The organism is Candidatus Sphingomonas colombiensis (assembly GCA_029202845.1).
Taxonomy (GTDB): Bacteria; Pseudomonadota; Alphaproteobacteria; order Sphingomonadales; family Sphingomonadaceae; genus Sphingomonas; species Sphingomonas colombiensis.
In genome coordinates this window covers 1,136,456-1,148,767 of record CP119315.1, presented here as the reverse complement: position 1 = coordinate 1,148,767, position 12,312 = coordinate 1,136,456, and the positions used below count along the sequence as shown (strand labels likewise).

Genomic DNA, 12,312 nt, shown 5'->3' with positions numbered 1-12,312 from the left:
CCGCGTCGCCATAAGCGTTGATCAATTGCGTGTCGCTTCCCGAATGCGCTTTAATCAAAAGGTATAAGCCACGCCAAGCGCGCCAAGCCACTGGTTCGGCGAACCGGCGATGGTGACGAGCGGGCTGTCGGCCGCGTCGCCGGTTATCCGGCGATAGGTGACGCCGCCAATCAGCTTCCAGCCGTGGAGCAGATCGCCAGACACGGAAACGGTGCCGATCGCACCGGCCGACCAGCTCTTCCACCCACCGCTCCCGCTGAACACCGGGAGCCCGCTGGCCAGGCTATCCGCCGGGGTCACATCGAAATAGGCGGTGACGTATCGCTTGCTGACATGTTCGGCCGTGACGAACAGCGCGATCGCCGTCTTGCGGCTGAGCGGGGTGATATAATTGACCGTCGGCGAGACGATCGCGCTGCCGTTCACCCCGGTGATATCGTGACGATAGCTCAGCGACAGCGACAATTTGTCATAATCGCTGGTGATCACCCCGGTCTTGCCGATCCCGACATAGCCGCCGAGTTCCACCGCCAGCCCGCGCGTCGGCAGCGCGCGCACCCGTGGATCGTTGATCGAGCCGCGGGCATTGCGGTTGAAATCGATCACGGCGATCGGCCCTGCTTCGAAATCCCAGCGTTGCCCCGGTTTGTCCCGGATCAGATCGACGCTCGCGCGGTTGCCGAGCACGGTAAAACTATATCCGTTGATCGAGCCGATCGCGCCGGGCAGCGGGAAGAAGGAATAGTGATTCGATCCTTCGTAATCGGTCAAATAGCTGGCGGCGACGCCCACCGTCACCGTGTCGCGCGAAAGATCTTCGGCGGAAGACTCGGCGACCTGTTGCGCCAGCGCGGGCGTGGCGGCGACAGCGCCGGCAAGAGCGATAAGATGTAAGGCGCGCAACTGAAATCCCCGTCTATTATCTCTGGTTCTAACCCGTGGGCCGGCGTTCGGGTCCGTCGCACCTGCGGCTACAACAGGTAGCGCAGCCGGATTTCCTGTGTCGCGCCCGCGCCATCAAGCGTGAAGCGCGCTGCGGCGAAACTGGGCGGCCCGAAGCCGATCGCGGGGTTGCGCGAGAAGCCGAACCCCTCGCGCGGGATGCCGGCGAAGGTATCGAGCTTGCCGTTGCCATTCTCGTCATGGATCACCGCGACGGCGTAATCACCGGCCGGCAGGCCCTCGATCCGCAGATGACGTGTCGCGGCCGGGATCGAGCGTGTCACGGCATGTTGCTCGTCGCGGCAGGCGGGAAAATTCTTCGGCACGATGGTGATGCAGATGCGCACCATCCCCTTGTCCGAACGGAGATTGGTGAAGCTCAGATCAAGCGGCGCTACCGGGGCTGCGCCGATCAGCATCATGCCCGCCAGCATCAGCGCCAGCCGTGGCGCGGCGCGCGCGATCATGCGCGCGGGCAAAGTCCCCGATCCCGCCATCGGTGCCGCAGAGCCGATCCCAGAAGCGGAAATAAAGGCCATAATTGCATCCGTACCGCTCGTGGTGGCGCTGGTGGTGGCTCGCCGTTATCAGCCAGCCGCCCAGTTTCCCGCGCCACATGAAGCGCGGGAAAATCTCCCACCCCATGTGGTTGGTCACCCCCATAACCGTCATGATCGTCAGCACCAGCCCAAGCCCCGCGACATGGATCGGAATGAGGAACACCAGTAGCGGAATTGCCACAGCGCCGGTGATCGCCTCGATCGGGTGGAATGCCATCGCGGCCCAGGCGGTCGGTGGTCGGCTGGCGTGATGGACGGCATGCGCCACCCGGAACGGGCCGGGCAAATGCATCCAGCGGTGCGTCCAGTAGAACCATGTGTCGTGCGCCGCGAGGTAGAGCAGCACCGACAGCGGCAGATACCATAAGGGAAAGGCGTGCAGATCGGTGTAGATCCGCGTCCAGCCGCGATTCTGCCAGCCCCACGCCACCACGCCGGCGGGGACACCATAAATGGCGGCGGAGGCGAGGCTCCACGTGATCTCGCGCCGCATCTGCGGATCCAGCCCGCGATAGAGGCCGGGATGCCGTATCCGCGTGGCGAGGGCGAAGGCACCGCTCGACAACAGGTAACGCACGCCGACGATCGCGGTCATGGCGAGCGCGGAGAGGAGGATGGCGAGCGGCATCGTGAGGCGGTTGTAGCGCGGATTTCGATGGAGAAGAACCGCGCCGCGGCCTGTCCCGATCCGGGGCTGCGGGTGGTTTTCCCGCTCTATCGCCGGGCGGAGCGATCCGCTACGCCGCGCGGATGGCTGAAATCCACAGCTGCGACCTGGCGATCGTCGGCGGTGGTCTCGCAGGATCGCTGATCGCATTGGCGCTCGCGGAAAAGCGGCCCGAACTTTCGTTGCTGCTGATCGAGGCGGGCGAGACGATCGGCGGCAATCATCTCTGGTCGTTCTTCGACGGTGATGTGGCGAAGGAGGATCGCTGGCTGCTCGCGCCGCTCGTCTGCCATGCGTGGCCGGGCTATGACGTTGCGTTTCCGCTCCACAGCCGCACATTGCTCCAGCCATATTATTCGATCGAATCCGCGCGGCTCGATCGGGTGGTGCGCGCGCGCCTGCCCGAAGCCGCGGTGATGACCGGGCGCAAGGTGCTCGGTTGCACCGCGACGAGCGTGTCGCTGGCCGATGGCGATCGGTTCGAGGCGAAGGGCGTGATCGACGCGCGCGGTGCGGGCGATCTGTCGGCACTGGAGCTGGGCTGGCAGAAATTCGTGGGGCGCGAACTGGAGATCGCGGGCGGCCACGGGCTGGAACGCCCGATCGTGATGGACGCGACCGTCGCGCAGCATGACGGTTATCGCTTCGTCTATTGCCTGCCCTTCTCTCCGACGCGGCTGTTCGTCGAAGATACTTATTACAGTGACACCGCGACGCTGAATGCCGGCGCGCTCAATCGGCGGATCGACGTTTATGCGGAGAATCGCGGCTGGCAGGTCAGCGAGATCGGGCATGAGGAGCGCGGCGCGCTGCCGGTGGTGATCGGCGGCGATTTCGAGGCTTATTGGCGCGCGGGCGGGCTGCGGGTGGCGAAGGCCGGGATGCGCGCCGGGTTGTTCCATCCCATGACCGGCTATTCGCTGCCCGATGCGGTGCGACTCGCGGTGCGACTCGCGGCGGCCGACGATCTGTCAGGGGAGGCGCTCCACACGCTCACTCACGATTACGCCCGCGCCTTGTGGGATGATCGGCGCTTTTACCGGCTGCTCGCGGCGATGCTGTTTCGCGCGGCCGATCCGGATGCGCGCTATCGCGTGCTCGAACGCTTCTATCGCCTGCCCGCCGGGCTGATTTCGCGCTTCTATGCCGCACGTTCCACCTTTCCGGATAAGGCGCGGGTGCTTAGTGGCAAGCCTCCCGTGCCGTTCTGGCGCGCGGTGAAGGTGGCGAGACGGATGGCGTGACAACGGCGGTGGTGATCGGGGCCGGATTCGGCGGGTTGGCGCTTGCCATCCGGCTGCAATCGGCGGGCGTGGCGACCACTATCGTCGAGGCGCGCGACAAGCCGGGCGGTCGCGCCTATTTCTGGGAGAAGGACGGTTATACGTTCGATGCCGGCCCGACGGTCATCACCGATCCGGCGTGCCTGAAGGAGCTATGGGCGCTTTCCGGGCAGGATATGGCGGCGGACGTGACGCTCCAGCCGGTCAATCCCTTCTATCGGCTCAACTGGCCGGACGGGACGAACTTCGATTATACCAACGACGATACGTTGCTCCGCGCGGAGATCGGCAAGCTCGATCCGGCGGATATCGCGGGCTATCAGAAATTCCTCGATTATTCGGCCGGCGTCTATCGCGAGGGTTACGAAAATCTTGGCCATGTCGCCTTTCTCGATTTCGCATCGATGGTGAAGGCGGCGCCCGCGCTGGCGAAATATCAGGCGTGGCGATCGGTCTATTCCACCGTCTCGCGCTTCGTGCGCAACGAGAAGCTGCGGCAGGCGCTGTCGTTCCACAGCCTGCTCGTCGGCGGTAATCCGATGACGACCAGCGCGATCTATACCCTGATCCACAAGCTGGAACGCGATGGCGGCGTGTGGTTCGCGCAAGGCGGCACCAATCGGCTGGTGGCGGGGATGGTTTCGCTGTTCGAGCGGCTGGGCGGCACGATCCGGCTTGGCGACGCGGTGACGCGGATCGAGACGATGGGCGATCGCGTTACGGCGGTGGAAACCGAAAGCGGATGGCGCAGCGACTGCGCGATGGTCGCGGCGAACAGCGATATCGTCCATACCTATCGCACGTTGCTGGCCGATTCGGCCGCCGGGCGGCGCAGCGCGGACCGGCTGGAGCGCAAACGCTATTCGCCGTCGCTGTTCCTAGTCCATTTCGGGATCAGGGGGACATGGCCGGGCATCCCGCACCATATGATCCTGTTCGGCCCGCGCTATCGCGAATTGCTCGCCGACATTTACGATCATGGCGTGTTGTCGGCGGATTTCTCGCTTTACCTGCATCACCCGACCGTTACCGATCCGTCGCTGGCGCCCGAGGGGTGCTCGACCTTCTACGCGCTCGCGCCCGTGCCGCATCTCGGCAAATTCCCGGAGGATTGGAGCCGCCTCGCCCCGATCATGGAAAAGCGCATCCTCGATGAGATCGGGCGGCGGCTGATCCCGGATATCCACGAACGGATCGTGACAAAGTTCAGCTACACCCCGGCGGATTTCGCGCAGGATCTGAATGCGCACCTCGGCAGCGCGTTCAGCCTGGAGCCGACGCTGATGCAGAGCGCGCTATTTCCGCGTCCACAATCGCGACGATGCGATCTCGAACCTCTATTTCGTCGGCGCGGGCACGCATCCCGGCGCCGGCATCCCCGGCGTGGTGGGCAGCGCGAAGGCGACCGCCGCGCTGATGCTCGGGCGCGGGTGAAAGCGCGCGACTTGCCCGGAACGGCGCCTTTCGATAGCGCGGCGCGCCACTCCAGCAGGTTGATGATATGAAGCGTCTCGCCGTCTATTGCGGTTCGGCCACGCCGGCCGATCCGATCTATCTCGAAATCGCACGCAATGTCGGGCGCGGACTGGCCGAGCGCGGAATCGGCGTGGTCTATGGCGGTGGCCGGCTGGGGCTGATGGGCGCGGTGGCCGATGCGGCGCTGGAGGCTGGGGGCGAGGTGATCGGCGTGATCCCGCAGGCGCTGGTCGATGCCGAAGTCGCGCATCGTGGGCTGACCGAGCTGCACGTCGTGCCCGGTATGCATGAGCGCAAGAAGGCGTTCACCGATATCGCCGACGGCTTTGTCACCATCCCCGGCGGCACCGGCACGATGGACGAATTGTGGGAGGCCCTGTCCTGGGCGCAGATCGGCTATCACAGCGATCCGGTCGGTTTGTTCAACGCGGAGGGCTATTATGACGATCTCATCGCCTTCTGGCACAAGATGGCGACCGTCGGCTTCCTGCGGCTGCAGCATCGCGACCTGCTGATCGTCGCCGATACGCTCGATGTGCTGCTCGATCGCATGGCGGCGCATGTGCCGACTCAGCCGATCGTGCGAATGAAGGCGGAAGATCTCTGAATCCCGCCGCGCCTGATCGACCCACGGTCGTTGCGACGGCGCGGGAATCGATTGCGCGCGGATCGAAGAGCTTCGCGCTGGCAAGCCGGTTGTTCGATCCGATCACGCGTGAGCGGGCGTGGCTGCTCTATTCATGGTGTCGGCGCTGCGATGATCTGATCGACGGGCAGGATCACGGCCATGACATGAGCGTGGTCGCCGATCCGCTGGCGCGGGTGGAAATGGTCGAGCGGCTGACGACAGCGGCGCTGGCGGGTGAGCCGACGGGCGACGCGGCGTTCGAGGCGCTGCGCATCGTTGCCGCGGAAACCGCGCTACCGCCACGTTTCGCGCACGATCTCGTCGCCGGTTTTCGGCTCGACGCGGAGAATTGGCGACCGCGCAGCGAGGATGACCTCTATCGTTATTGCTATCACGTCGCCGGCGCGGTCGGCTGCATGATGGCGGTGGTGATGGGGGTGGCGCCTGATGACCAGGATACACTCGATCGCGCGTGCGATCTCGGCATGGCCTTCCAGCTTGCCAATATCGCGCGCGATGTGGCGGAGGATGATCGCGTCGGCCGTTGTTATCTGCCGGTCGAATGGCTGGTGGAGATGGATATTCCGCCGGGCCAACACATGAAGCCGCCGTTTCGTGAGCGGCTGGTGGTGCTGGTCCGCCGGTTGACCGACCGCGCCGCACTGCATGAGGCAAGCGCGCGCGTCGGCGCGACGCGGTTGCCGCTGCGCTCGCGCTGGGCGGTGCTGGCGGCGGCGGGCATTTATGGCGACATCGCGCGGGAAGTGGCGGAGCGCGGCGGCCGCGCTTGGGACGGGCGCGTTTCGACCGGCAAGTTGGCGAAGCTCGCGCAGGTCGCTCGCGCCGGGATCGAGGCGTTGGGTGTGGCCCCCGATGCGCCGCGCGCGCCGATGCTGTGGACGCGCCCAAGATAAATCTGTCGCTAACCAATCGCTTTATCCATCGGGCAAACCGGCAATGCGTAAATCGCGGGTATGTCGAAGCTTTCGCTCACCCTCGCCCGCGCACTCGAAAAAGGTCGCGCCGCGCAACAGCCGGCAACCCGCGCAAATCTATTGAGCGCCTTGCTCCGCAAACGTGCCACCGCCCATGGTCATGGCGCGGCAGATCTGGAAGCGATGCTGCGCGATCAGATTCGCTGGTCACTGCCGATCGAGCGCGGGGAATAGCGGCGACGGGTTGGCCGTCGCGGACCGATTCGATATCCACGCGCGATGCCCTTCCTGATCCGTCGCGCCGTCGCCGAGGATGCCAGCGCGCTGACCGCGCTGATGCACGCATCCGCCGCTTATTCCGGCCGATATGCCAGCATCCTTGATGGCTATGCGCTCACCCCCGATCAGGTGGCGCGAGACAGGGTGTTCCTGGCCGTGGGCGAAAACGTAGTCGCCGGCTTTTATAGTCTGACGCTGGTCGGCGAGCCCGAACTGGATCTGATGTTCATTGCCGATAGCGCGCAGGGCAACGGCCTGGGCGCATTGTTGTTCGATCATATGAAGGAGGAGGCACGGCGGATGGCCGTCAAGACCATCCGGATCGTCTCTCATCCGCCCTCGGCCGGTTTCTACAAGCGGATGGGGGCGATTGCCGCCGGCGTTTATCCACCCACGGCGAAAGCGCCGTGGGAGCGGCCGATTCTCCGTCTCGTGGTGTGATCGCTTGCCGGCGCCCCGGCCCTTATGCGTCCATCTTCCGTCGCTCGCGTCGCACCGACGCGGTGTGGCCGATGGCCGTCTTCGCGCCGCGCGCCCGGACCGTATCGACGAATAGCCAGTCGTTGCTGACGCGATCGGGCGTGATCGTCATCGCCATATAGCCGCGCCGGCTGGTGTCGCACCATTTCAGTTCCGGGTTGAATGCGACGAGCGAGCGGCCAACCTGCGCCGGATCGACCGCCAGCGCGCTTTCATAGCCGGGCGAGGTGACCGAATGGCCGGCGAACTCCACGCCGACGGAGCCGCCGTCCTGCGTCAGATCGAACGCCCAGGCATTGTGGCTGTCGCCGGTGATGACGATAAGGTTCGCCTGCGCGGCGCGTGCCGCGTCAAGGAACCGGCGGCGCGCGGCGGGATAGCCGCCCCAGTTATCGTAATTCGAGGGCATCCCCAGTTTCGCCGCCGCGATTCCCGCCGCGACATAGCCGCGCGATCGCTCGCTCGCGCGGGCATCGAGCCACGATTGCGCATCGGGCGGGGTGCGCGTCTCGCCCATCACCGTGCCGAAACCGACGACCTGCCAGCGGCGGCCCGCCTTCACCGAGGCGCGCAGGCCACCACGCCTCCTGCTGGCTGCCCAGCATGGTGACGGCGGTGTCCTGCCAATCGTGATCGCGGAATTGGGTGAGCGCGCGGACCAGATCGGGCGCTTTCAGGAATTCGGCGATTTCGCGCTGGCGGGTCCGCGCCAGAAGCCGCGACTCGGTGCGATAGAGCGTCGCCAGCGCGCCAATGTCATAGGCCTTCCACGGCTCGTCCGACACCGGCGTCCATTCGCGATAGGCCTGGATCGCGGCGGCGCGGCGCTGGTTCCAATCGCCTTCGGTCGCGGAATCGTGATTTTCCGCGCCACCTTCCCAGCTATCGTTGGCGCTTTCGTGATCGTCCCACTGCGCGATCATCGGCAATCGCGCGTGGAGCGCCTGAAGATCGGGATCGGCGCGATAGCTGGCGTAGCGCAGGCGATAGTCGGCGAGGTGGATGATCTCCCCGGCTGGTTCGGGAATGCGGCCCGCCACGGCGTCTTTCGCGGCGGGGTAATGGCCGGTGCCATATTCGTAGAAATAGTCGCCGAGGTGAATCCACAGATCCAGATCGTCGCGTGCGGCGGCGTGGCCATATGCGTTGAACCAGCCGAACGCCATGTTCGAGCAAGAGAAGATCGCGGTGCGGAAACTGCGGGTCGCGTCATCGGGCAAGGTTTTCGTCTTGCCCACGGGCGAGAAGCTGCCGTCGGGCGCGACGAAGCGATAGTGATAGCTGCGCGCCGGCTTGAGCCCCGTCACGGTGATCTTGGCTGTCCAGTCGCGCCATGGGCCGGTGATCTGTGCGCCGGACGCGGCGATGCGCGCGAAATCGGCGGTTTCGGAGAGTTCGACGCGCAATTCGGCCGAGTCGCCCGCGCGCGGGACATAGCGTGTCCACAACAGCATCTCGTCCGGCCCCGGCTCGCCCGAAGCGACCGAATGGGTGAAGCCGCGCGCGGCCATCACATTCTGGGCGGCGGCGAAGCCGGGAATGGCGAACGCACCCAGCCCCAACGTGCCGGTGGCGAGCAGCGAGCGGCGATCGATCCGGAGCATGGCATTCCCTGTTGTCGCGAATTCGCGTCAGCATGAATCGGTAATATGGCGCGCGCGTGACAGGTGGGATCGCCGGAGATAAAGCGGACAGAATGGCTTCCTCCCCCCGCGCTTCGCGTCCGTCATGCTATTCCCGGATAGCGGCGCTGCCCGGTTGGGTGATTGTCGCGATCGCCGCGATCCTCGCTCGCGTCGCGGTGTTCGGCGACCCGGTGGTGCACGTCGACGAGGAATTCTATTACGTCACCGCGCATGAGATGTGGCGCGGTGCGCTGCCCTTCGTCGATATCTGGGACAGGAAGCCGATCGGGCTGTTCCTGCTCTATCTTCCCGCCGCATGGCTGCCGTTGCCATGGGGGATTCTGGTCTATCAGGCGCTGGCGACCGTTTCGCTGATCCTCACCGCGCTGGTCGTCGCCGGTCTGGCGCGACGCGTGGGGTGGGGCGCGGGGGCGCTGTTTGCCGCGCTCGCTTATGTGTGGTGGCCGGATCTGCTCAATGGCGTGGGCGGACAGTCGCCGATTTTCTACAATCTGCCGATGGCGGTGGCGGGTGCGCTGATCGTTGCGGGAGGGGGCCGGCGTTCTCCGCGCGCATTGGGGTGCGCGGCGATGGCGCTGGTGGGGATCGCGCTGCAAATCAAATATTCGGCGGTGTTCGAAGGCGTGTTCTTCGGCCTGTGGCTGATGTGGAGCGAGTGGCAACGCCGCCGCGCGGTTTTCGGTACATTGCTCTATGGCGCGGCGTTGGTGGCGATCGCGCTTGCCCCGACCGCGCTTGCATGGGGCTATTATGCCGCGATCGGCCAGTCGGATGCGTTCCTGTTCGCCAATTTCCTGTCGATCCAGCACCGCAACGACAATCCATTGCCCGAGATGCTGGGGAATATCGGGACACTCGTGCTGATCCTCTCCCCACTGGTGGCGATGGCGTTCGGCGCGCGCGGGCAAGCGGTGGACGGCGATGCCGTGACCCGGCGGTTTCTGTTCGCCTGGTTCGGCGTCGCGCTGGCGGGGCTCGCGGTGTTCGGCACCTGGTTCGATCATTATGGCTTGCCGGCGCTCGTTCCCGGCTGTGCCTGCGCGGCGGGCTTCTTCGGCGCGCCACGGTTTCGCGCGCGCGCGGCGCCGGCGATCCTGGCGATCGTCGCGCTTGGCGGCCTGATCACCGTGCTGGTGAACCGGAGCACCCGCGGCAATGCGGCGGAATTCGCCGCGCTGGCGCAGGCGGTGGGGCATGGGCCGGGATGCCTTTATGTCTATTCCGGGACGACGATGCTTTACGCCGAGACGGCGCGTTGCCGGCTGTCACGCTATGTCGTGCCGGCGCATCTCAATCGCGCGCGGGAAAATGGTGCGACTGGCGCGGATCAGGCGAGCGAGGTGCGCCGTATCATGGCGGCGCGCCCGGCGGTGGTCGTCATGCGGCCGCCGTTCGGCGGAGAGCGGCCCGAAATTCGCGCATTCGTCTCCGCCGTGATGGCGCGCGACTATCGGCTTACGCACGCGCTGCCGATGGGCGACGAAACGATTTCGGTCTATGAGTTGCGGCGATGAAGCGACTTCTTGCCTCGATCCATGATGTCGGCCCGCGTTTCGAGCGCGAGGTGGATATGCTGCTCGAACGGCTCTCGGGCCATCTCGGCGGCCCGCGCCTCGCGATGCTGGTTGTGCCCGATCATTGGGGCGAGGCGCCGCTCACCCCCGGCACGCCGTTCGCCACGCGGCTGCGCGGCTGGGCGGATGCGGGCGTCGAGATGTTCGTCCATGGCTGGTTCCATCGCGATACCACCGAGCATCAGGGGATCGCCGCCCTGAAGGCGAAACACATGACCGCGAGCGAGGGCGAGTTCCTCGGGCTCGATCATGCCACGGCGCTCGATCGCATGACGCGCGGCAAGGCGCTGGTGGAGGGCATCATCGGGCGCCCGGCGGCGGGCTTCGTCGCGCCGGCGTGGCTTTATTCCGACGGCGCGATGCGCGCGCTGGGCGAGGCGGGTTTCGCGCTGGCCGAGAACCATGGCCGGGTGTGGGCGCCGAACGCGGACGACAGGGTGCTGACGCGCGGCCCGGTCATCACCTGGGCGAGCCGGACGAATGGGCGCCAGCTAAGCTCGCTCGCGGCGTCGGCCGTGTTGCGCCATCTGCTTCAGCCGGCGCGGGTGGTGCGTGTCGCGGTGCATCCGGGTGACGCGCATGTGCCGCGCCTGCTCGACAGTATCGATCGCACGTTCCGCGCCTTCACGCGCGGGGCGCACGCCTTCACGTTACGCGGATATCGCGCGCTGAACGCCGTCGCGGCGTTCGATCTGCTCCGCATAATAATCGACCAGCGCCTGCGCATGCTGGCGATCATCGACCACCTGGCCGGCGGCAACGTTGGCGGCGCGGCGCAGCAGCCGTCGATCGCGGGCGGCGAGGCGCCGGATCGCCGCGGCACAGGCCTTCGCATCGCCGGCGGCATAGGTCTCGGCGAACTCCGGCCGGGCGACCTCTGCCGCGCCGCCTTCGTTCGGCACGATCAGCGGCGCGCCTGAGGCGAGCGCCTCCGACACGACCAGCCCGAACGTCTCGATCTCGCAGCCGTGGATGCACGCATCGGCGCTGGCCATGATGCTGGCGAGCCGCTCGCGATCATAAACCGGCTTGAACAAGCGGATATGCGGGCTGCCCGCGGCGCGACGCTCCAGCGCCGGGGTCTGGTTGCCATGGCCGATCAGGATCAGCCCGACGGGGAGATGCGCGCCGGCGCGCTCCACCGCGTCGATGATCATGTCCCAGCGCTTTTCACGATGATGGCGCCCGATGCCGAACAGCAGCAGGCCATCCTCCGGCAGCTCGCATTGCGCGAGCAAGGCGCGCCGCAGTTTCTCGTCCCGGAAGCTCGGCGAGAAATGCTGGCGCTCGATACCAAGCGGGAAGGCGGCGTCGATCCGCAGGCCGCGCGCGGTCAGTCGCTTTTGCAGCGCCGGCCCATTGGTGACGACGCAATCATATTTTTCGAGGAAGCGCGCCATATAGCGCGTGTACCAGGCGAAGGCGCGCTCCACCCGCTCCGCGCTCGCCACGCCCTCGAACCAGCGCTGGGCATAAGCGGCCATATTGTCATTGTGCATGAAATACGACTTGAGCGCACGGCCATGCCAATCGCCGACGAACCACGCCGGCTTCCACGGGCTGCAATTTTCTACCACGTCCGGATCGTAATAATCGAGCAGCCGGGTGATCGCGTCACGATCCCAGAACAGCCCATAATTCTTGTCGAACGGCAGGCCCGGCGATTTCACATAATGGACTCGCCCGCCGCCCGGCCGATCCTCGATCCGTTCCTCCTTGCCGCACGCCAGCACGATCAGCTCGTGCCCCAGATCGGCCATGATGCCGATCTTGCGATCGATATAGGTGCGGACCCCGCCGCCGGTGGGCGAATAGATTTCGTTGACGTCGACGATGCGCATC

At 66.0% G+C, this 12,312-nt stretch carries 10 protein-coding genes and 3 pseudogenes; 8 read left to right on the top strand and 5 right to left on the bottom strand.

Annotated elements, in window-relative coordinates; translation table 11 throughout:
• Nucleotides 1-54: 54 nt before the first annotated feature.
• From P0Y64_05370 to P0Y64_05360, 3 genes are all read right to left on the bottom strand, one after another.
• Entirely contained in the window at nucleotides 55-903 is an 849-nt protein-coding gene (locus P0Y64_05370) for a MipA/OmpV family protein (GenBank protein WEK44241.1), read from the bottom strand.
• 68 nt (nucleotides 904-971) lie between these two features.
• The gene (locus tag P0Y64_05365) at nucleotides 972-1,361 is read right to left on the bottom strand and encodes a DUF2141 domain-containing protein (protein WEK44240.1); all 390 of its coding nucleotides are present in this window, start codon (nucleotides 1,359-1,361) and stop codon (nucleotides 972-974) included.
• Nucleotides 1,327-2,130 (bottom strand): sterol desaturase family protein, encoded by an 804-nt coding sequence (locus P0Y64_05360; protein WEK44239.1) that lies wholly within the window; start codon nucleotides 2,128-2,130, stop codon nucleotides 1,327-1,329. The genes P0Y64_05365 and P0Y64_05360 overlap by 35 nt, the downstream gene beginning before the upstream one ends.
• Before the next feature lie 122 nt (nucleotides 2,131-2,252).
• On the opposite strand from P0Y64_05360, the gene crtY reads away from it, so the two are divergent.
• The 6 genes and pseudogenes from crtY to P0Y64_05330 all read left to right on the top strand — a co-directional run bounded on the left by crtY (nucleotide 2,253) and on the right by P0Y64_05330 (nucleotide 7,211).
• Nucleotides 2,253-3,413, top strand: a complete 1,161-nt coding sequence (gene crtY / locus P0Y64_05355) for a lycopene beta-cyclase CrtY (GenBank protein ID WEK44238.1) — start codon at nucleotides 2,253-2,255, stop codon at nucleotides 3,411-3,413.
• Nucleotides 3,410-4,886 (top strand): annotated as a pseudogene (locus P0Y64_05350) (phytoene desaturase). The gene crtY and the pseudogene P0Y64_05350 overlap by 4 nt, the downstream one beginning before the upstream one ends.
• Nucleotides 4,887-4,953: 67 nt before the next feature.
• Nucleotides 4,954-5,535, top strand: a complete 582-nt coding sequence (locus tag P0Y64_05345) for a TIGR00730 family Rossman fold protein (GenBank protein ID WEK44237.1) — start codon at nucleotides 4,954-4,956, stop codon at nucleotides 5,533-5,535.
• A complete protein-coding gene (locus P0Y64_05340) occupies nucleotides 5,532-6,470 on the top strand; it encodes a phytoene/squalene synthase family protein (GenBank protein WEK44977.1) in 939 nt (312 codons plus the stop codon). The genes P0Y64_05345 and P0Y64_05340 overlap by 4 nt, the downstream gene beginning before the upstream one ends.
• Nucleotides 6,471-6,530: 60 nt before the next feature.
• Nucleotides 6,531-6,725, top strand: a complete 195-nt coding sequence (locus P0Y64_05335; GenBank protein ID WEK44236.1) for a hypothetical protein — start codon at nucleotides 6,531-6,533, stop codon at nucleotides 6,723-6,725.
• A gap of 45 nt (nucleotides 6,726-6,770) precedes the next feature.
• Nucleotides 6,771-7,211 (top strand): GNAT family N-acetyltransferase, encoded by a 441-nt coding sequence (locus tag P0Y64_05330; protein ID WEK44235.1) that lies wholly within the window; start codon nucleotides 6,771-6,773, stop codon nucleotides 7,209-7,211.
• A 22-nt stretch (nucleotides 7,212-7,233) separates the two neighbouring features.
• Here the strand turns inward: P0Y64_05330 and P0Y64_05325 are convergent.
• Nucleotides 7,234-8,854: pseudogene (locus P0Y64_05325) on the bottom strand (alkaline phosphatase D family protein).
• 92 nt (nucleotides 8,855-8,946) lie between these two features.
• On the opposite strand from P0Y64_05325, the gene P0Y64_05320 reads away from it, so the two are divergent.
• Nucleotides 8,947-10,410: a hypothetical protein gene (locus P0Y64_05320; GenBank protein WEK44234.1), complete on the top strand. Its 1,464-nt coding sequence runs from the start codon at nucleotides 8,947-8,949 to the stop codon at nucleotides 10,408-10,410.
• Nucleotides 10,407-11,142: pseudogene (locus P0Y64_05315) on the top strand (polysaccharide deacetylase family protein). The gene P0Y64_05320 and the pseudogene P0Y64_05315 overlap by 4 nt, the downstream one beginning before the upstream one ends.
• On the opposite strand, the gene P0Y64_05310 reads toward P0Y64_05315, so the two are convergent.
• Complete coding sequence (locus tag P0Y64_05310; GenBank protein ID WEK44233.1) at nucleotides 11,121-12,311, bottom strand: glycosyltransferase; 1,191 nt, start codon at nucleotides 12,309-12,311, stop codon at nucleotides 11,121-11,123. The pseudogene P0Y64_05315 and the gene P0Y64_05310 sit on opposite strands and share 22 nt — an antisense overlap.
• Between the last annotated feature and the right edge of the window lies 1 nt (nucleotide 12,312).